Annotated in this window: 15 protein-coding genes; 10 read left to right on the plus strand and 5 right to left on the minus strand. The window is 73.8% G+C overall.

Annotated elements, in window-relative coordinates; genetic code table 11:
* Window positions 1-1,065, minus strand: coding sequence for an AAA family ATPase (locus VKK44_RS06500; RefSeq protein ID WP_343445933.1), 1,065 nt, complete (start codon window positions 1,063-1,065; stop codon window positions 1-3).
* A 349-nt stretch (window positions 1,066-1,414) separates the two neighbouring features.
* On the opposite strand from VKK44_RS06500, the gene leuS reads away from it, so the two are divergent.
* On the plus strand, window positions 1,415-4,255 hold the full coding sequence (gene leuS / locus VKK44_RS06505) for a leucine--tRNA ligase (protein WP_343445934.1): 2,841 nt from the start codon (window positions 1,415-1,417) through the stop codon (window positions 4,253-4,255).
* Window positions 4,256-4,488: 233 nt separating this feature from the next.
* On the opposite strand, the gene VKK44_RS06510 is transcribed toward leuS, so the two are convergent.
* Genes VKK44_RS06510 through VKK44_RS06525 form a run of 4 tightly spaced genes read right to left on the minus strand, consistent with a single transcriptional unit; the run spans window position 4,489 to window position 7,924 of the window.
* A complete protein-coding gene (locus VKK44_RS06510; protein WP_343445935.1) occupies window positions 4,489-5,250 on the minus strand; it encodes a phosphotransferase in 762 nt (253 codons plus the stop codon).
* 1 nt (window position 5,251) lies between these two features.
* On the minus strand, window positions 5,252-5,968 hold the full coding sequence (locus VKK44_RS06515) for a TVP38/TMEM64 family protein (RefSeq protein WP_343445937.1): 717 nt from the start codon (window positions 5,966-5,968) through the stop codon (window positions 5,252-5,254).
* Window positions 5,965-6,687, minus strand: a complete 723-nt coding sequence (locus VKK44_RS06520) for a type 1 glutamine amidotransferase (protein WP_107162608.1) — start codon at window positions 6,685-6,687, stop codon at window positions 5,965-5,967. The genes VKK44_RS06515 and VKK44_RS06520 overlap by 4 nt, the downstream gene beginning before the upstream one ends.
* A complete protein-coding gene (locus VKK44_RS06525) occupies window positions 6,677-7,924 on the minus strand; it encodes a MurT ligase domain-containing protein (RefSeq protein ID WP_343447696.1) in 1,248 nt (415 codons plus the stop codon). The genes VKK44_RS06520 and VKK44_RS06525 overlap by 11 nt, the downstream gene beginning before the upstream one ends.
* A 356-nt stretch (window positions 7,925-8,280) precedes the next feature.
* Here VKK44_RS06525 and mraZ point away from each other — a divergent pair, with 356 nt between their 5' ends.
* The 9 genes from mraZ (at window position 8,281) to murG (ending at window position 19,669) form a co-directional block, all read left to right on the plus strand.
* Window positions 8,281-8,712 carry a division/cell wall cluster transcriptional repressor MraZ gene (gene mraZ / locus VKK44_RS06530; protein WP_091060154.1) on the plus strand — a complete coding sequence of 144 codons (432 nt, stop codon included), beginning with the start codon at window positions 8,281-8,283 and terminating at the stop codon, window positions 8,710-8,712.
* 203 nt (window positions 8,713-8,915) lie between these two features.
* A complete protein-coding gene (gene rsmH / locus VKK44_RS06535) occupies window positions 8,916-9,974 on the plus strand; it encodes a 16S rRNA (cytosine(1402)-N(4))-methyltransferase RsmH (protein ID WP_343445938.1) in 1,059 nt (352 codons plus the stop codon).
* Window positions 9,971-10,555, plus strand: a complete 585-nt coding sequence (locus VKK44_RS06540; protein WP_343445939.1) for a hypothetical protein — start codon at window positions 9,971-9,973, stop codon at window positions 10,553-10,555. The genes rsmH and VKK44_RS06540 overlap by 4 nt, the downstream gene beginning before the upstream one ends.
* A gap of 4 nt (window positions 10,556-10,559) precedes the next feature.
* Entirely contained in the window at window positions 10,560-12,767 is a 2,208-nt protein-coding gene (locus VKK44_RS06545; protein WP_343445940.1) for a peptidoglycan D,D-transpeptidase FtsI family protein, read from the plus strand.
* A gap of 52 nt (window positions 12,768-12,819) precedes the next feature.
* A complete protein-coding gene (locus VKK44_RS06550; protein ID WP_343445941.1) occupies window positions 12,820-14,382 on the plus strand; it encodes a UDP-N-acetylmuramoyl-L-alanyl-D-glutamate--2,6-diaminopimelate ligase in 1,563 nt (520 codons plus the stop codon).
* Window positions 14,379-15,788 (plus strand): UDP-N-acetylmuramoyl-tripeptide--D-alanyl-D-alanine ligase, encoded by a 1,410-nt coding sequence (locus VKK44_RS06555; protein ID WP_343445942.1) that lies wholly within the window; start codon window positions 14,379-14,381, stop codon window positions 15,786-15,788. Before VKK44_RS06550 ends, VKK44_RS06555 begins: the two co-directional genes overlap by 4 nt.
* Window positions 15,785-16,912, plus strand: coding sequence for a phospho-N-acetylmuramoyl-pentapeptide-transferase (gene mraY / locus VKK44_RS06560; RefSeq protein WP_343445943.1), 1,128 nt, complete (start codon window positions 15,785-15,787; stop codon window positions 16,910-16,912). The genes VKK44_RS06555 and mraY overlap by 4 nt, the downstream gene beginning before the upstream one ends.
* A gap of 121 nt (window positions 16,913-17,033) precedes the next feature.
* Window positions 17,034-18,563 carry an FtsW/RodA/SpoVE family cell cycle protein gene (locus VKK44_RS06565; RefSeq protein WP_458351610.1) on the plus strand — a complete coding sequence of 510 codons (1,530 nt, stop codon included), beginning with the start codon at window positions 17,034-17,036 and terminating at the stop codon, window positions 18,561-18,563.
* Entirely contained in the window at window positions 18,563-19,669 is a 1,107-nt protein-coding gene (gene murG / locus VKK44_RS06570; protein WP_343445944.1) for an undecaprenyldiphospho-muramoylpentapeptide beta-N-acetylglucosaminyltransferase, read from the plus strand. Before VKK44_RS06565 ends, murG begins: the two co-directional genes overlap by 1 nt.
* Window positions 19,670-19,681 lie beyond the last annotated feature (12 nt).

Genomic DNA, 19,681 nt, shown 5'->3' on the forward strand with positions numbered 1-19,681 from the left:
TCACGGCCTCCGCGGCTCGAACGGCCCTCGGCCGTTGCCGGTGCCGGTGCCACCGCCGGGCCGGGTGTCGTACGGCGAGCGCTGCCGGTCGTGCGGCAACGGCAGGCGGTGCACCAGCTCGGCGACGATCGCGTCGGTGGTGCGCCGGGCCAGTTGCGCGTCCGCGGTCGGGATGATCCGGTGTGCCAGCACCGGCACCGCGAGGGCCTGGAGGTCGTCCGGGAGGACGTAGTCGCGGCCCTCCAGGGCGGCCACCGCGCGGGCGGTGCGCAGCAGTTGCAGCGTGGCCCGCGGGGACGCGCCGAGTCGCAGGTCCGGCGCCTCGCGGGTGGCGGTCACCAGGTCGATCGCGTACTGCTTGACGGCGTCGGCGACGTGCACCTGGCGGACGTGGCCGATCAGCCGCCGGACGGTGGCCGCGTCGGAGACCGGTCGCAGGGCCGGCAGCGGGTCCGTGGCGCCGTGTCCGTCCAACATGGCCAGCTCGGCGCTCGGGTCCGGGTAGCCCATCGCGATGCGGGCGGTGAACCGGTCCCGCTGCGCCTCGGGCAGCGGGTAGGTGCCCTCCATCTCGATCGGGTTCTGCGTCGCGATCACCATGAACGGCGTCTGGAGCTGGTAGGTCACCCCGTCGACCGTGACCTGCCGCTCCTCCATGCACTCGAGCAGGGCCGACTGGGTCTTCGGCGAGGCCCGGTTGATCTCGTCGCCGACCACCAGGTTGGCGAAGACCGCGCCGGGGCGGAACTCGAAGTCGTGGGTCTCCTGGTTGTAGACGCTGACGCCGGTGACGTCGCTGGGCAGGAGGTCGGGGGTGAACTGGATCCGGCGGACCGAGCAGTCGATGGAGCGGGCCAACGCCTTGGCCAGCTTGGTCTTGCCGACGCCGGGGACGTCCTCGATGAGCAGGTGGCCCTCGGCGAGCAGCACCGCCAGGGCGAGCCGGACGGTGGCCGTCTTGCCCGCGATGACCTGCTCGATGTTGGCCACGACGGCCTCGCTGGCGGCACGGAACTCGTCGTGCGGCAGCAGACCGCCCACCTCGTCCCAGGTCTGTTGTGTCACGGGCCTCCTCCTCGTCGCCGGAACGGCAGCTCTGTATAGAGCACCTGGACCCGCCGTTGGGTTCGCGACGCCGAGCCTCGTCTGCCGCACGCATCTCACTGGCCTCTCAGGCTAACCATGTTTGCCGGGAACGCCGACTCCCGCAGGTGGTCGGTCGGTTACGCCCGGAATATTCGCCGGACGGGGGACCGGGGTACACTGCGACCCATGGCCGGAGTCTTCCTGCTTCTTACCGAGCCGTGCTGATGCGCTGAACGCGCGACAGCACGGCCGCCCCTCCTGCGCGAGGGGCTTTTTTGTGCCCGCAGCAGACCTCCACCACCCGATGAGACCGCGCCGAGGAGACGCCATGAGTGAGGCAGCCGCACCGGCCACCGACATTCCCCCGTTCCGCTACACCGCCGCCCTGGCCGAGGAGATCGAACAGCGCTGGCAGGACACCTGGGAACGGGAGGGCACCTTCCACGCCCCGAATCCGACCGGCCCGCTGGCCGACCCGGGGCACCCCCGCGCCGGCGCCGAGAAGCTGTACGTGCTGGACATGTTCCCGTACCCGTCGGGCGCCGGCCTGCACGTGGGCCACCCGCTGGGCTACATCGGCACCGACTGCTACGCCCGCTACCAGCGGATGGCCGGCCACAACGTGCTGCACGCGATGGGCTTCGACGCGTTCGGCCTGCCGGCCGAGCAGTACGCGGTGCAGACCGGCACCCACCCGCGGACCACCACGGTGGCCAACATCGAGCGGTACAAGGCGCAGCTGCGCCGGCTGGGGCTGGGCCACGACGAGCGGCGCTCGGTCGCCACCATCGACACCGAGTTCTACCGCTGGACGCAGTGGATCTTTCTGCAGGTCTACAACTCCTGGTACGACGCGGACGCGCGCAGGGCCCGCCCGGTGGCCGAGCTGATCGCCGAGTTCGAGGGCGGGAACCGGCCCACCCCGGACGGCCGTCCCTGGGCCGAGCTGACCGTGGCCGAGCGCCGCCGCGTCGTCGACGACCACCGGCTGGCGTACGTCTCGGAGGCGCCGGTGAACTGGTGCCCCGGGCTGGGCACCGTGCTGGCCAACGAGGAGGTCACCGCCGACGGTCGCTCGGAGCGGGGCAACTTCCCGGTCTTCAAGCGCAACCTGAAGCAGTGGATGATGCGCATCACCGCGTACGGCGACCGGCTGCTGGACGACCTGGACACGCTGGACTGGCCCGAGCCGATCAAGCTGATGCAGCGCAACTGGATCGGCCGGTCCACCGGTGCGCACATCGACTTCCCGACCGACGCCGCCGCGGTGCGGGTGTTCACGACCCGGCCGGACACGATCTTCGGTGCCACCTACCTGGTGTTGGCGCCCGAGCACGAGCTGGTCGACGTGCTGGTGCCGGCCGCCTGGCCGGCGGGGACCCGGGACGCCTGGACCGGTGGGCACGCGAGCCCGCGCGAGGCGGTCGAGGCGTACCGCAAGGCCGCCGCGGCCAAGACCGACATGGAACGGCAGGCCGACACCCGGGAGAAGACCGGCGTCTTCATCGGCGCCTACGCCGGCCACCCGGTCACCGGCGCGCCGGTTCCGATCTTCATCGCCGACTACGTGCTGGCCGGCTACGGCACCGGCGCGATCATGGCGGTGCCCGCCGAGGACGAGCGGGACCACGCCTTCGCCGAGGTCTTCGAGCTGCCGGTGGTGCGTACCGTGCAGCCGCCGGAGGGGTTCGCCGGCGGGGCGTACACCGGGGACGGGCCGCGGATCAACAGCGCCGCGCCCGCGGCCGGCCTGGACCTGAACGGCCTGGGGCTGGCCGACGCGAAGGCCCGGGCCATCGGGTGGCTGGAGGCCGAGGGGCGCGGCGTCGGCGCGACCACCTGGCGGCTGCGGGACTGGCTGTTCTCCCGGCAGCGCTACTGGGGTGAGCCGTTCCCGATCGTGTACGACGAGACGGGGGCGCCGATCGCGCTGCCGGAGTCGATGCTGCCGGTCGAGCTGCCCGAGGTGGACGACTTCTCGCCGAAGACGTTCGACCCGGACGACGCCGCCAGCAACCCGGAGACCCCGCTGTCGCGGCGGCGCGACTGGGTCGAGGTCGAGCTGGACCTGGGTGACGGGCCGAAGCGGTACACCCGGGAGACCAACGTGATGCCGCAGTGGGCCGGCTCCTGCTGGTACGAGCTGCGCTACGTGGACCCGACCGCCTCCGACCGCTTCGCCGAGCCGGAGAACGAGGCGTACTGGATGGGCCCGCGGCGGCCCGGCGACTGCGGCGGCACCGACCTGTACGTCGGCGGCGCCGAGCACGCCGTGCTGCACCTGCTGTACGCCCGCTTCTGGCACAAGGTGCTGTTCGACCTGGGGCACGTCTCGTCGTTCGAGCCGTACCGACGGCTGTTCAACCAGGGCTACATCCAGGCGTACGCGTTCACCGACCCGCGCGGCGCGTACGTGCCGGCCGAGGAGGTCGTCGAGGTCGACGGCCGGTGGTTCCACGGCGAGACCGAGGTCCGGCGCGAGTACGGCAAGATGGGCAAGTCGCTGCGGAACGTGGTCACCCCGGACGAGATGTGCGCGGCGTACGGCGCCGACACGTTCCGGGTGTACGAGATGTCGATGGGTCCGCTGGAGGTGTCCCGCCCGTGGGAGACCCGGGCGGTGGTCGGCTCGTACCGGTTCCTGCAACGGGTCTGGCGCACGGTGGTCGACGAGCGGACCGGCGCGTCGCGGGTGACCGACGCGCCGGCCGACGAGGCGACCCGGCGGCTGCTGCACAAGGTGATCGACGGGGTCCGCGCCGACATGGACGGGATCCGGTTCAACACCGCGATCGCCAAGCTGATCGAGCTGACCAACGGCCTGACGAGGCTGGCGGAGACGCCGCGCGAGGTGGCCGAGCCGCTGGTGCTGATGGTCGCCCCGTTCGCGCCGCACGTCGCCGAGGAGCTGTGGCGCCGGCTGGGCCACGACACCTCGCTGACGTACGCGGACTTCCCGGTGGCCGATCCGGCCCTGCTGGTGGCCGAGTCGGTGACCTACCCGGTGCAGGTCAACGGCAAGGTCCGGGGCCGGGTCGAGGTGCCCGCCGACGCGCCCGAGGACGTGGTCCGCGCAGTCGCGCTGGAGGCGGTCGCCGGTGTGCTGGCCGGCAAGGAACCGCGCAAGGTGATCGTGGTGAAGGGCCGGATGGTCTCGGTCGTCGCCTGAGGCCGGGTCAGGCTTGCGGGGACGAGCCGGCCGGCCGGGTCGGTAGCCGCGCGGCCTACAAACTTGATGGCGTGGATGAGTCGCTCTTTCGGCGCGGAGGATGCCGAGCCGGATGACTCACCTACGCCATCAAGTTTGCAGGCGACGCGAGGAAACCCCGGGGGCAGCCCGGGGCAGGGGCGACCCGGGACCCGGGCGGTGCGGCGGACGGCGGGATCGGGGCGGACCGGCGGTCACCTCGCGCGCAGCGCGGCCTCGACCGTCGGGCGGTGCCGGCGCAGCCAGTCGTGCCAGCCGCGTACCGTCTCGACCGCCCCGGCGGCGCGCAACCGGCGCATGCCGGGCGCGTCCCGGTCCGCGCCGGCGTCGATGCCGCGCCAGGTGCCGTCGAGCTGGTCGAGCATGACGCCGACCAGCTCGGGCCGGGGGAGCAGCCCACCGGCCGGGCCCTCGTAGGCGTCGCAGAGCAGCCGGCAGCGTCGGCCCAGCTCGGCCGGGTCGGCGTCGCCGCCGAGCGCGCCCCAGTGCCAGCCGGCGAACGCCACGTCGTCGATGCGCCGACCCGGACCGGCGAGGTCCCAGTCCAGCAGCGCCACCGGCACCGGTCCGGCCGGTCCGGCCCGGTACACCGTGTTCTTCGGGGACAGGTCCCGGTGGCAGACCGTCTCCGCGCCGCCGGCCAGCCCGGTGCCGGCGCAGGCGTCGTGCAGCGCCCGGATCAACCCGGCCAGCCCGGTCAGCGCCGCGTCGGCGAAGAAGGCCGGCTCCTCCTGGTCGCGCCACGGGACCACGCCGTCGATGTGGGAGAGCACCTGCCGGCCCTGTTCGTCCACCCCGAGGTACCCGGGCGCGATCCCGGGCGCGGTCGACGCCAGGTGATCCAGCAGCGCGGCGACGAAGTCGGCGTTGGCGGGCCGGGTCCGGCGGACCGTGTCCCCGATCCGGACCACCTCGGCGATGAACCCGCCGGGCAGCGTCTCCCCGGTGCCGGTCATGTCAGCTCGGGCCGAGCCGGCGCTGCCGCTCGGCCCGCCACCAGCGATGGATGATCAGCACGCTGGCGATCAGGCCGAGGCTGGCCGGCGCGGCGGCGTACCAGTTGATCGAACCGGGGCTGGTCACCGCCGCGCCGATCGCGGCGTAGCCGATGGCGGTCGGGGCGGAGGCGATGACGCTGCCGGCCAGGAACGGCAGCACCCGGGCCGCGGTGGTGCCGTAGCCGTAGCTGACCAGCCCGAAGCCGGCGATCGGCAGCAGCCGGACGGTGATCACCCCGAACACGCTCTGCCGGGCGAACCAGCCGTCGAGGCGGGCCAGCCGGCCGCGGACGCGTTCGGCGACGAACTCCCGGCCCAGCAGCCGGCCGACCGCGAAGCCGAGCGCCGCCGCGAGCAGCGCCGCGCCGAGCGCGTACGCGGCGCCCTGCACCGGCCCGAAGATCGCACCCGAGGCCAGCGTGACGAACGTCCGGGGCACCAGCGCGACCAGCAGCAGCGCGCCGCCGACCACGGCCGCGACCGGGGCGTACCCGCCGAGCGAGTCGGCGAGCCGGGGCAGGTCGGCCGCGTCCGGCCGGGGCACCAGCAGCAGCGTGACGCCGAACCCGGCGAGCAGCAGGAGCAGCAGCCCGAACCGGCGCGCCGACGGCTGCCCCAGCAGCCCGACGAGGCGGCGGGCCGCCGGTCGCCGCCCCGGCCGGGCGGCCCCGGTCATGCCCGGGCGGCGGCGGCCACCGCGGCGCGGCGCTCGGACCGGAGCCGGTCGGCCCAGGTGTCGTCGAGCGGGGGGAGCTGGTGGATGCCGGTCGCCCAGCGCAGCAGCAGGTCGGCCAGGTCGGGGTTGCGGGCCAGCGCCGGGCCGTGCGAATAGGTGCCGAGCAGCTTGCCCCGCCACGCGCCCTCGGTGGCGCCGTCGTTGCCGACCCCGGTGGTGACCCGGGCCAGCGGTGACACGCCCGGACCGAGATGGGTGCGGCCACCGTGATTCTCGAAGCCGGTCAGGTGCGGGATGCCCAGCCGCGGGTCGACCTCGCCGGCCAACTCGCCGACCGCCCGGGTCGGACCCCGGTCGGAGGAGAGGTCGAGCAGCTCCAGCCCCTGGCAGCGGGTGCCCTTGGCAAAGAACGAGGTGCCGAGCAGTTGGTAGCCGGCGCAGACGCCGAACACCACCGAGCCCTGGGCCACCGCCCGGTGCAGGCCGCCGTCGGCGAGCAGGCGCTGGGCGCCCAACGCCTGCGGACCGTCCTCGCCGCCGCCGATCAGGTAGATGTCGGCGGTGGCGGGCAGCCGCTGGTCGGAGCGGACCTCCAGCACCTCGACCGGCATGCCGCGCAGCTGGGCCCGGCGGGCCAGGATCAGCGCGTTGCCCCGGTCGCCGTAGGTGGACAGCAGGTCGGGATAGACCCAGACGATGCGCAGGCTCTCAGTTGACACGGTCCAGCTCCGCTCGGATGTCCTGGAAGGCGGTGTAGTTGGCGATGACCTCCAGCCGGCCCGGCGGCACCGCGCGGACCGCCTCGTCGAACGTCCGCACGTGCCGGAACGGCACGCCGTTGACGTCGAGCCGCACCGCCAGGTCGTACGCCCGGTCGCCGGTGATCAGCACCTGCCGGCCGGCCAGCGGGGAGAAGTCGACGTCGAACAGCCACGACGTGTCCAGCCCGTCGGGGTCGCGGGCGTTGATGGAGAGCAGTGTCGGCGCGACGTCGGCCATGTCGAACGCCTCCAGCCAGCTCGCCGGGTTCTTGGCCAGCAGCAGCCGGATGTTGCGCCCGTCCCGGTCGACCTGGGCGTAGCGGCCGGCCACCGAGGTGACCGAGCCGAGCCGGGAGACCGCGTCCACCGGGCGGACGCCGAACTCGGCGGCGACCGCCAGCGCGGTGGCCGCGTTGCCGAGGTTGACCTTGCCGGGAAGCTGGAGCTGGATCTTGTGCCAGGCGCCGGTGGGGTCGAGCACGCCGTCGTCCTCCACCGTCCACTGCGGCTCGGGGCGGCGCAGCGGGCAGCCGGTGCACCACCACTGCCCGCCGGAGCGCTGGATGGTGGAGCCGCACTCGGGGCAGACCCACGAGTCGTCGTGCCAGCGCTGGCCGGCGCTGAACCAGGTGACGTGCGGCGGCACGTGACCCTGGGCCGGGTCGGCGGGCGGGGTGGCGGCCCAGACCACCATCGGGTCGTCGGCGTTGGCGACCACCCGCACGTCGGGGTGCCGGACCAGGGCGGCACGCCAGAGCTGCGCCATCATGGCGACCTCCTTGGCGCGGTCGAGCTGGTCGCGGGAGAGGTTGAGCAGCGCCACCACGTGCGGCTCGGTCGCCTCCAGCACCTGGGCCAGGTAGTGCTCGTCCACCTCCAGCACGGCGTACGGCGTGCTGCCGGCCTTGGCCAGCGCCGAGGTGTGCCCGGTGGGCATGTTGGCGCCGAAGGCGTTGGAGGCGACCCGGCCCAGTACGCCGACCGCGGCGGTGGTGAGCCGGGTGGTGGTGGTCTTGCCGTTGGTGCCGGACACCAGGGCGATGGCCCGCCCGGCCGAGAGGTGGGCGAGCAGGTCCGGGTCGATCTTGAGGCCGATCCAGCCACCGATCACCGAGCCGTCGCCACGGCCCGCGGCCCGCGACAGCGCCGCGGCGGTGCGCGACACGGAGCTGGCCACCTTTGCCCGCAAGGGCATCTTCGCGTCCGTCACCCGAGCGAGGTTACCGGACCACACTCTCCGCCAGATCGCCGCCGACGGCGAACCGTTCGGCCGGGGACCGCACGGCGGACGGCCGGAGCCCGTTCGGCCGGACGGGGGGCGGTCGATGTCGGGTAACGGACCGCTGCCGGGGTCGGCCACCCCCTCCACTCCGCCCCACCCGCGTTGACGTGCGGTTTTGCGCGCGGAAACGCCGCGCCGACCAGGCGATTCTGGTTGCAGGTGGAGGGAAGTGGAGTAGAGTGGGGCGCGATGGTGAGGCCGGGAGGGCCACACCGGCCCGGGGGGTCAGCGGCGCCGCGAACGCCGCTCAGGGCGAGGGGGTTGGGCCGATGTTCCTCGGCACCCACACTCCGCGCCTGGACGACAAAGGCCGGTTGATCCTGCCGGCCAAGTTCCGGGACGAGCTGGCGGGGGGTGTCGTGATCACCAAAGGGCAGGAGCGCTGCCTCTACGTCTTCCCGATGCCCGAGTTCCAGCGGATCGCCGACCAGTTGCGCGCGCAGCCGATGACCAGCAAGGCGGCCCGGGCCTACAGCCGGGTCTTCTTCGCCAGCGCGCACGACGAGGTGCCGGACAAGCAGGGGCGGGTCACGATTCCCGGGCACCTGCGGTCGTACGCGGCCCTCGACCGGGAGCTGGTGGTGATCGGGGCGAGCACCCGGGTGGAGATCTGGGACAGGGCGGCCTGGGAGGCCTACCTCGCGGAGAGCGAAGACGACTTCGCCGACATCGAGGAGGGGGTGCTGCCCGGCGGTCTGTAGGGCGTGACGGCGCCCGACGTACTGCGAGATCTCCAGCCGCTTTCGAGTTCCTGGCACCCCTTCCCCGGTGCCAGGCGCACGATCCGGGACGGAGGCTGCGGCCTCCGGCGGGCGGGAGCGGATGGGGATCTGGCGGTATGGCGAGGCGTCGTGGCGACGACGGACACGTGCACACGGACGGTTTTCGAGTGGTGGGGGTCGACATGGGGGAGCTTCGCGGCACGCACGTGCCGGTGCTGCTCGAGCGGTGTCTCGAGCTGCTGGCCCCCGCGCTGGGCCGTCCCGGCCGGACCGTCCACGTCGACGCCACGCTCGGCCTGGCCGGGCACGCCGAGGCGGTGCTCACGGCGCACCCGGACACGGTCCTGATCGGCCTGGACCGGGACACCGAGGCGCTGGCCCACGCACGGGTCCGCCTGGCCCGGTTCGCCGACCGGATCCACCTGGAGCACGCCGTCTACGACGAGCTGCCCGAGGTGCTCGACCGGCTCGGCTACCCGGCGGTCGACAGCGCGCTGTTCGATCTCGGCGTCTCGTCCCTGCAACTCGACGCGCCCGACCGCGGGTTCGCGTACGCGCAGGACGCGCCGCTGGACATGCGGATGGACCAGACCCGGGGGGTGACCGCCGAGGAGGTGGTCAACACCTACTCCCACCCGGACCTGGCCCGGCTGCTGCGGGTGTACGGCGAGGAGAAGTTCGCCGGGAAGGTCGCCTCGGCGATCATCCGGGAGCGGGAGCGGTCCCGGATCACGTCGTCGGCGCGGTTGGCCGAGCTGGTTCGGGACGCGATTCCCGCGCCGGCCCGGCGAACCGGCGGACACCCGGCAAAGAGAACGTTTCAGGCTTTGCGGATCGAGGTAAACAGAGAACTGGCAGCGCTGGAGACGGCGCTGCCGGCCGCTCTGGACAAGCTCACCGTGGGCGGCCGTTTGGTGGTCCTGTCCTACCACTCGCTGGAGGACCGGCTCACCAAGCAGGCGCTCGCCGACCGGGTCCGCAGCAAGGGCCCGGTCGACCTCCCGGTCGAACTGCCCGGGTCGGGTCCGACGTTCCGGCTGCTGAGCCGGGGCGCGGAGCTGCCCGGGGAGGCCGAGGTGGCCGCGAACTCGCGGGCCGCCTCGGTGCGGCTGCGGGCCGCGGAACGGCTCGATCCGGAGGCGACCCGGCAGGGGCGTACCGACCGCGAACGGTACCGCCGCCGGGTGAAGGCGATGCACCAACCGGGGAACGGGACGGACGAGGAGGGGGAGGGGACATGAACGTCGAGAAGCGCGACGGCCGGGGGGCCGTCGGGCAGCGCGCACCGCGGTCGGGGGGCCGGACCACGGCGCAGCGCGCCACGCGGAACACGACGGCGACGGCCGACCGTCGGGAGGGGACCCGCGCCCGGGGGGCGCGCGAGTACCCGACCGAGGGCAGCGCCGCGCTGCGGCCGGCGGAGCGCGCCCGGGCCACCGCGCCGGCGGCGCCGCGGCTGCGGGTCGCCCCGCCGCCGCCGATCCGGGTGCCGCGGGCGCCCTTCGTCGGACTGATCCTGGTGCTCGTGGTCGGCGGGGTGCTCGGCATCCTGGCGGTCAACACCAAGATCAACGAGAACGCCTTCCGACTGGAGAAGCTCCAGCAGCAGCAGGCCAAGCTCGACGTGGACGAGCAGGAGCTGAAGAAGGAGATCGCCGAGCAGAAGGCGCCGGGCAACCTCACCGCCAACGCCCGCAAGCTGGGCCTGGTCGAGTCGGCGGACCCGGCCTACATCCGGCTGCCGGACGGGCGGACGATCGGTGTCCCGCACCCCGCCGAGGGTGCGCCGGCCGGCGCCGGCCAGCAGGGCAACGGAGGCTGAGAAAGTGCCGCCGAGATCGGATGAACCGCGCCGGGACGCCACGGGCTCCCGGCGCGGCTCGTCGCGTGGGGCCGAGCCGCGTGAGCCGGGCGTCGGCGGGATCTCCGACGCGCGGGCGTACACCCCGCGCGGCCGGACCATCCGCGAGGGTGGCGCGGAACAGCGGCGTACCCCCCGCAGCAACCGGTCCGGCGATCCGTTCCGGCCGGCGTTGCAGGTGCTCGACGGCGGCCGGGCCGGACGCGCCGGCCGCCGGGACCCGGCCGCGTCCGGCGACGGCGTCCGGGCCGGCCGCCGCGCGACGGCGGCCGGTGGCCGCGCCGGCGTCGTGCGGACCGTCTCGGCCCGCCCGGTCCGGGAGCCGTTCGACGACGAGGAGGACGCGCCGCCGCGCCGCCGGCCCGGCCCGCGTCGACCGGCGGCCCGCCGGCCGGTCCGCAAGCCGCGCCGCCCGCCCCGGCTGGGCGACCCGCGCCGACGGCTGCGGCTCGCCACCGTGCTGGCGCTGACGCTGTTCGCCAGCATCGGCGTCCGGCTGGTCTACCTCCAGACCGTGGACACCCCGGCGTACGCCGACGGCGGTCTGCCCAAGCGGCTCGCCGTGGTCGAGCTGCCGGCCCCGCGCGGCGCCATCCTCGACCGCACCGGCGAGCCGCTGGCACACAGCGTGGAGGCCCGGTACGTCTTCGCCGACCCGACCCGGGTCAAGGACCGGTTCGCCACCGCGCGGGCGCTGTCCCCGCTGCTCGGCGTGCCGGCCTCCGAGCTGGCCGACAAGATGAAGCCGAGCAAGCTGCCCGGCACCGACACCGACCTCCAGTTCGTCTACCTGGCCCGGGGCGTCGAGATCGGCACGGCCAAGCAGATCATGGCACTCGACCTGGCCGGCATCGACGTGCACCGCGACGAGCGGCGCGAGGTGCCCGGCGGTGACCTGGCCGCGAACCTGCTCGGCTTCGTCAGCCAGGACATGAACGGCCTGGAGGGCCTGGAGGCCAAGTACGACGACCTGCTGCGCGGCCAGGCCGGCAAGCGGACGTACGAGGTGGGCCAGGGCGACCTGGCCGCGCCCATCCCGGGCGGCTACAGCAGCACCACCCAGCCGAGGCCGGGCAGCTCGTTGCAGCTCACCGTCGACCGGGACCTCCAGTTCATGACGCAGCGGATCCTGGCGAAGCAGGTGGCCCAGGTGAAGGGCAGCGTCGCCGCGGCCGTGATCATGGACGTCCCGACCGGCGAGGTGCTGGCCCAGGCCAGCCAGCCCACGTACGACGCGGCCGACCCGACGAAGGTCAACTCGCCCGCCGACCGGGACGACGCGGCCACCAGCTTCGTGGTGGACCCGGGCTCGATCCACAAGGCGATCACCTACGGCGCCGCGCTCCAGGAGGGCGTCATCACGCCGAACACCACGTTCCCGGTGGCCAACACCACGGTCCTGGGCGGGGTCGAGTTCTCCGACACCCACCACGCGGACGGCCGGGTCATGAGCATTCCGGGGATGCTCGCGTTCTCCTCCAACATCGGCACCATCGCGATCGCCGGCAAGCTGGGCAAGGAACGGCTGATCGACTACCAGAAGCGGTTCGGGCTGGGCCAGCCGACCGGTGAGGGCCTGCCCGGCGAGGCGCCCGGCCGGATCCTCCCGGCCGACCAGTGGAGCGGATCTGCGTACGGGTCGGTGCCGATCGGGCACAGCGTGGACGCCACGCCGTTGCAGATGGCCGCCGCGTACAACGCGGTCGCCAACAACGGCACGTACGTGCAGCCGCACCTCATCAAGGAGACCATCGGGCCGGACGGCACGCGGACGCCGGGCGCCGCCCCGGCCACCCGCTCGGTGCTCAGCCCGGCCAACGCGGCGGCGCTGCGCCGGATGCTGGAGGCGGTCACCACGGTCGACGGCCCGGACGGGCGGGCCACCGGCCTGGCCGCCGCCGTGCCGGGCTACCGGGTGGCCGGCAAGACCGGCACCGGCCTGCGCTACGACAACGGCAAGCAGCAGCCCGGCGAGGTCGGCTCGTTCATCGGGATGGCCCCGGCGGAGAAGCCGCGTTACGTGGTGGCCGTCTTCGTCTGGAGCCCCGGCGGCGGGGGCGGCGCGGTCGCCGCGCCGGCGTTCCGCGAGATGATGGGCTTCACGCTCCGGCACTACCGGGTGCCGCCGTCGCTGACCGACAAGTCGCCGAAGTTCGAGGTCTTTCCGCGCTGAGCGGGCACGGCGCGACATCATCGGTGGGTGGCGACGAACCACCGGGGCGGCTGTGTGGTCGGAACCGGACGACCGGGTAGGGTCTGACGCCGTGCCCGGCAATCCACGTCCCGCCACCGTGCTCCCCGTCCGGCTCGGCGACCTCGCCGACCGACTGGCCTTGCCGCCGCCTCCGGGGGCCGCCGAGCTGGCCGTCACCGGGGTCACCCACGCCAGCCACGAGGTCCGCCCCGGCGACCTGTACGCCGCCCTGCCCGGCTCCCGTCGGCACGGCGCGGAGTTCACCGCCGCCGCGGCCGGGGCCGGCGCGGTGGCCGTGCTGACCGACCCGGCCGGGGTGCCGCTGGCCGCCGACGCGGGCCTGCCCGTGCTGGTCGTCGACGACGCCCGCGGGGTGCTCGGCACGGTCGCCGCCACGATCTACGGCGACCCGACCGCCGGGCTGACCGTGATCGGCGTGACCGGCACCGCCGGCAAGACCTCCACCAGCTACCTGATCGAGTCCGGGCTGCGCGCCGCCGGGCACGTCACCGGCCTGATCGGCACCGTGGAGACCCGCCTCGGCGACCTCGTGGTGGACAGCGTCCGGACCACCCCGGAGGCCACCGACCTGCACGCCATGCTCGCGGTGGCGCGCGAGCGCGGCGTGGACGCGGTGGTGATGGAGGTGTCCAGCCACGCGCTCGTGATGGGCCGGGTCGGCGGCGTGCGGTTCGACGTCGGCGGCTACACCAACTTCGGCTCCGACCACCTCGACTTCCACGCCGACGAGGCGGACTACTTCGCGGCCAAGGCCCGGCTCTTCGACGGGCGCTGCCGGGTCGAGGTGCTCAACCACGACGACCCGGCGCTGCGCCCGCTGTACAAGCCGGACACGGTGACCTACTCCGCGGCCGGCGACCGCGACGCGACCTGGTGGGCCGACCGGATCTCCGGCGAGGGGTACGCGCAGCGCTTCACGCTGCACGGCCCGGACGCGGTGGCGCTGCCCACCGGCGTGGCGCTGCCGGGCCGGCACAACGTGGCCAACGCGCTGCTGGCCGTCGCCACGCTGGTCGCGGCCGGCGTCGACCCGGCCACCGCGGCGGGCGGCGTGGCCGCCTGCGGCGGCGTGCCCGGCCGGCTGGAGCTGGTCAGTGGCGACGCCCCGGTGCGTGGCGTGGTCGACTACGCGCACAAGGCGAACGCGATCGAGGCGGTGCTGACCGCGCTGCGCGACCTGACCGGTGGCCGGCTGGTGTGCGTGGTGGGCGCCGGCGGCGACCGGGACCGGGGCAAGCGTCCGGTGATGGGCGAGGTGGCCGCCCGGGGCGCCGACGTGTTGCTGGTGACCGACGACAACCCGCGGACCGAGGACCCGGCCACCATCCGGGCCGAGGTGCTGGCCGGCGCGTACGCGGCGGCTGCCCCGGCCCGCATCATCGAGGTGCCCGGCCGGCGGGCGGCGATCGAGGAGGCGGTCCGGGTGGCCGAACCGGGTGACGTGGTGGCGGTGCTGGGCAAGGGGCAGGAGCGCGGCCAGGAGATCGGTGGCGAGGTGCTGCCGTTCGACGACCGGGTGGAGCTGGCGGCGGCGCTGCGGGCCCGCTTCGGGGACCTGGTGGGTGGCCGATGATCCCGCTGACGCTGGCCGAGGTGGCCACCGCGGTCGGTGGCCGGCTGGCCGGGGCCGACCCGGACGCCCGGGTCACCGGCACTGTGGAGTTCGACTCCCGCAAGGTGTCCTCCGGTGGGCTCTTCGTGGCGTTCCCCGGCGAGCGGGTGGACGGCCACGACTACGCGGCCGGCGCGGTGGACGCCGGCGCGGTCGCCGTGCTCGGCACCCGCGAGTTGCCGGGCGTGCCGATGGTGCTGGTCGACGACGCGCTCGACGCGATGGGCCGGCTGGCGCGCGCGGTGGTCGACCGGCTGCCCGGGCTGACCGTGATCGGGTTGACCGGCTCGTCCGGCAAGACCACCACCAAGGACCTGATCGCCCAGCTCGTGGTCCGGCTCGGCCCGACCGTGGCGCCGCCCGGCTCGTTCAACAACGAGCTGGGGCACCCGTACACGGCGTTGCAGGCCGGGCCGGAGACCCGCTACCTGGTGATGGAGAAGGGCGCCCGCGGCGTGGGGCACGTCCGCTACCTGTGCGAGGTGGTGCCGCCGCGGATCTCGGTGGTGCTCAACGTCGGGGTGGCGCACCTGGGCGAGTTCGGCTCGGTCGAGGCCATCGCGCTGGCCAAGGGGGAGCTGGTCGAGGCGCTGCCCGCCGACGGGCTGGCGGTGCTGAACGCCGACGACCCGCGGGTCGACGCGATGGCGGCCCGCACCGGGGCCCGGGTGGTCCGGTACGGCGAGTCGGCGCAAGCCGACGTGCGCGCGGTGGACGTGACGGTGGACGGTCGCGGCCGGCCATCGTACACGCTGGTGACGCCGGAGGGAAGCGCCCCGGTGCGGCTCGGGCTGACCGGCCGGCACCAGGTGTCCAACTCGCTCGCCGCCGCGGCGGTCGCCCGTGAGCTGGGCCTGCCGCTGACCGAGCTGGCGGCGGTGCTGGGCGAGCTGGGCCTGGTCTCCACGCGACGGATGGACGTGTTCGAACGCCCCGACGGCGTGGTCGTGATCGACGACTCGTACAACGCCAACCCGGCCTCCACCGGCGTGGCGCTGCGCGCGTTGGCCAGCATGCGCGGCGAGGGGCGTACGGTCGCGGTGCTCGGCTACATGGCCGAGCTGGGCGACTTCGAACGGGAGGGACATCAGCAGGTCGGCCGGCTCGCGGCCGAGCTGGGAATCGACCGGCTGCTCGTGGTGGGCGAGCCGGCGGCGCCGATCCACGAGGGCGCGACAGCGGTAGGCAACTGGGGAGGAGAGTCGGTGCTGCTCACCGATCAGGCGGCGGCCGTCGAGGTGCTGCGGAGCGAGCTGCGTCCGTCAGACGTGGTGCTGGTGAAGGGCTCCCGGTACCGGACCTGGGACGTGGCCGACGCGCTGCGCGCGGACGCCCGGGAGGCGGCGACGGAGGGCGGCGCCGCATGAGGGCGGTCATCGTCGCCATCGGGGTCGCGTTCCTGATCTCGCTGTTCTGCACCCCGATCGCGATCAAGGTGTTCGCCCGGCTGAAGGCCGGCCAGCCGATCCGATCGAACCTCGGGCTGGCCAGCAATGAGGGTAAGAAGGGCACGCCGACGATGGGCGGCGTGGTCTTCATCCTGGCCACGGTGATCGCGTACGTCGCCGGGCACCTGGCTCTGACCACGCTGCCGGACGCGCAGATCGCCCAGGTCGAGCCGACCATCACGGCGCTGGTGCTGCTGGGGCTGATGGTGTTCTCCGGCGCGGTCGGCTTCATCGACGACTTCCTCAAGGTCCGCAAGCGGCACAGCGGCGGCCTCAACAAGCGCGGCAAGCTGGCCGGGCAGATCCTGGTCGGCGCGGTCTTCGGCGTGGTGGCGCTCTACTTCCCGTCGAGCATGACCGACGTCAGCGGCAACGCGACGAACACCGCGACGGTGGGCAGCACCACGCTGAGCTTCATCCGGGACATCCCGGCGCTGGAGATCGGCAAGATCGGCGCGGTGATCGTCATCATCATGGTGGTGATGGCGGCGACCAACGGCGTCAACCTGACCGACGGCCTGGACGGTCTGGCCACCGGCGCCTCGGTGATGGTGCTCGCCGCGTACGCGTTGATCGCGTTCTGGCAGTACCGGCACTGGTGCGCGGACCCGAACTACACCGAGGCGTACTGCTACACGGTGCGTGACCCGCTGGAGATCGCGCTGATCGCCGGCGCGGCGGCCGGGGCCTGCGTCGGCTTCCTCTGGTGGAACACCTCGCCGGCCCGGATCTTCATGGGGGACACCGGCGCGCTCGGGCTGGGCGGCCTGATCGCCGGCATGGCGATGTCCACCCGGACGATCCTGCTGCTGCCGATCCTGGGCGGCCTGTTCGTGATCATCACGATGTCCGTGGTCATCCAGATCATCTCGTTCCGCACCACCGGCAAGCGGGTGTTCCGGATGTCGCCGCTCCAGCACCATTTCGAGCTGGCCGGCTGGAGCGAGGTCAACATCGTGGTCCGGTTCTGGATCATCGCCGGTATCGGCGTGGCCATCGCGCTGGGCCTGTTCTACAGCGAGTTCCTCGCCGCGGTGAGCTAGATCGTAAGGAGGGGCCCCCTTTTAACAGACGTCTGTTAAAAGGGGGCCCCTCCTTACGATCCGACACGCCGACCATGGGGTTGCGCCACGGGCGGGCGGGTCGAGCCGCCATGATGAGCGGGTGGGGGAGGGACGAGACATCCAGGTCAACACCGAGCCGCCGACCCGCCGCGCGCCCGCGGCCACGCCGCCGGGCGATCCACCGGCCGGCGTGCGCTGGGACCCGGCCGGCGGCCTGGCCGCGCTGCGCGGCCTGCTGGCCCGGCCGCTGGCCTCCTACTACCTGCTGCTCTCCAGCGCCGGCCTGCTGCTGCTCATCGGCCTCACCATGGTCTTCTCGGCGACCAGCGTGCGGGACTACGCCGAGGGCGGTGACGCCGCCGCCTCGCTGACCAAGCAGACCGTCTTCGCGGTGATCGGCGTCGGCGCGTTCTGGGCCTGCCAGCGGCTGCCCGCGCGGACGTTCCGGGCGGTGAGCCGCCCCGCGCTCGGCGTGGCGGTGGCGCTGCTGCTGTTGCTCAACCTGCTGGTCGCGCTGGAGTCGCTGTTCGGGGTGGCGTCCATCGGGCCGTTGAAAGGCGAGCTCCTCTCGCTCTCCCTCGGCCCGATCTCGCTCCAGCCGGCGGAGGTGGCCAAGTTCGCGCTGGTGCTGTGGGCGGCGCACGTGCTGGCCCGCAAGGGGGTCGCGCTGGGCTGGTGGCGGGAGCTGGCCACGCCGCTGTTCCCGGTGGTCGGCCTGCTCTTCGTGCTGGTCGGCTACAACGACCTGGGCAGCATGCTGTGCCTGGTGGCGCTCGTGGTCGGCCTGCTCTGGGCGGCCGGCGTCCGGACCCGGGTCTTCGCCGCGCTCTCCGCGATCGGCCTGGCCGGCATCGGCCTGCTGGTCGCCGCCGCCTCGCTCGGCGCCGGCTCCGGTTCCCGTGACGCCGACAACTACCGGCTGGGCCGGCTCACCATGTGGCTCGACCCGCCCGATCCGCAGACCTGCATCGAGCTGAAGCTGGAGAACTGCTACCAGCCCATCATGGCCCGGTACGCGATCGGCAACGGCGGCTGGTTCGGCGTCGGCCTGGGCCAGAGCGTCTTCAAGTGGGACTGGCTGCCCGAGGCGCACAACGACTTCATCTTCGCCATCATCGCCGAGGAACTGGGCGTGGTGGGCTGCACCGTGGTCCTGGTGCTCTTCGCCGTGCTGGCGTACACCGGCATGCGGATCGCCCGCCGGGTGGAGGACCCGTTCCGCCGGCTCGCCGCGGCCGGCGTGACCGCCTGGCTGGTCGGCCAGGCCGTCATCAACATCGGCGGCGTCACCGGTCTGCTGCCGCTGACCGGCGTGCCGCTGCCGTTCATCTCCGACGGCGGCAGCGCGCTGGTGGTGACGCTGGCCGCGATCGGCATGCTCGCCTCCTTCGCCCGCGCCGAGCCGGACGCGGCCCGGGCCCTGAACGCCCGTCCGCCGGCCCGATGGGTCCGACTAGTGTGGGCCCCGTTGCCGCCGCTTCCCGGCCGGCGGCGCCGGCCGGCGCCGCCCCCGGCGGACCGAGGGCCCGTGCCCCGGTCCCGTCAGCGTCGGCAGGACGATCAGGCCGCGACCCGCGGCGCCCGGTCCGACCGGGCGCGCGCCGGCACGGCGAACGAGAGGAGACGCTGATGGGTCCGCTGCGTTCGGTGGTGCTCTGCGGAGGGGGTACGGGTGGGCACATCTACCCGCTGCTCGCCTTCGCCGACTGCCTGCGCCGACACGACCCGAGCGTCCGGATCACCTGTCTGGGCACCCCGAAGGGGCTGGAGAACGAGCTGATCCCGCCGGCCGGCTACGACCTGCGGCAGATCCCGGCCTACCAGCTGCCCCGCTCGGTCAACATGAGCCTGGTGCGCACCCCGGACCGGATGTGGAAGGCGGCCCGCGCGGCGGGCAAGGTGATCGACGAGGTGCGGGCCGACGCGGTGGTCGGCTTCGGGGGGTACGTCTCGGTCCCCGGCTACCTGGCCGCGTGGCGCCGCGACCTGCCGATCGTCATCCACGAGGTGAACGTGCCGCCGGGCGTGGCGAACCGGATGGGCATGAAGTTCACCAAGCACGTGGCGGTGGGCTTCCCGCACCAGCCGGCCCAGTCCGAGGCGCTGCGCGACGCGCGGGTGGTCGGGGTGCCGCTGCGCCGCGGCATCGCCGGGCTGGACCGGGCGGCGCTGCGAAACGCCGCCCGCGCGCACTTCGGGCTCCGGCCCGACCTGCCGGTGCTCTTCGTGGCCGGCGGCTCGCAGGGCGCCCGCTCGATCAACCTGGCGGTCTCCGGCGCGGCGAAGGAGCTGGCCCGCCACGGCGTGCAGGTGCTGCACGTGATCGGTGCCCGCAACGAGCCGGTCTCCGTCCCCACCGACCTGCCGGTGCCGTACGTGACGCTGCCCTACCTGTCCGAGATGGAGCTGGGCTACGCGGCGGCCGACCTGATGCTGGGTCGGGGCGGCGCGATGACCTGCGCCGAGGTGGCCGCGATCGGCCTGCCCACGGTCTACGTGCCCTACCCGCACAGCAACCAGGAGCAGAAGCGCAACGCGCTGCCCGTGGTGGAGGCCGGCGGCGGGCTGCTCGTCGACGACGCCGAGGTGACCCCGGCCTGGGTGGAGCGCACGGTGATCCCGCTGATCCGGGACCCGCAGCGGCTCCACGCGATGAGTCACGCCGCGGCCGGCTACGGTCGCCGTGACGGCGACGTGGCGCTGCTGAACTTCGTCTACGAGGCGGTCTCCCGCTGATGCGGGCCGCCG

It is taken from the genome of Micromonospora sp. DSM 45708 (genome assembly GCF_039566955.1).
Taxonomy (GTDB): Bacteria; Actinomycetota; Actinomycetes; order Mycobacteriales; family Micromonosporaceae; genus Micromonospora.

Coding starts and splice junctions, on each gene's coding strand:
- VKK44_RS06510 (WP_343445935.1), bottom strand. CDS start 5,250: ATGACCGGCACCGGGGAGACGCTGCCCGGCGGGTTCATCGCCGAGGTG.
- VKK44_RS06555 (WP_343445942.1), top strand. CDS start 14,379: ATGATCCCGCTGACGCTGGCCGAGGTGGCCACCGCGGTCGGTGGCCGG.
- VKK44_RS06540 (WP_343445939.1), top strand. CDS start 9,971: ATGAACGTCGAGAAGCGCGACGGCCGGGGGGCCGTCGGGCAGCGCGCA.
- rsmH (WP_343445938.1), top strand. CDS start 8,916: ATGGGGGAGCTTCGCGGCACGCACGTGCCGGTGCTGCTCGAGCGGTGT.
- murG (WP_343445944.1), top strand. CDS start 18,563: ATGGGTCCGCTGCGTTCGGTGGTGCTCTGCGGAGGGGGTACGGGTGGG.
- VKK44_RS06525 (WP_343447696.1), bottom strand. CDS start 7,924: ATGCCCTTGCGGGCAAAGGTGGCCAGCTCCGTGTCGCGCACCGCCGCG.
- mraY (WP_343445943.1), top strand. CDS start 15,785: ATGAGGGCGGTCATCGTCGCCATCGGGGTCGCGTTCCTGATCTCGCTG.
- VKK44_RS06515 (WP_343445937.1), bottom strand. CDS start 5,968: ATGACCGGGGCCGCCCGGCCGGGGCGGCGACCGGCGGCCCGCCGCCTC.
- leuS (WP_343445934.1), top strand. CDS start 1,415: ATGAGTGAGGCAGCCGCACCGGCCACCGACATTCCCCCGTTCCGCTAC.
- mraZ (WP_091060154.1), top strand. CDS start 8,281: ATGTTCCTCGGCACCCACACTCCGCGCCTGGACGACAAAGGCCGGTTG.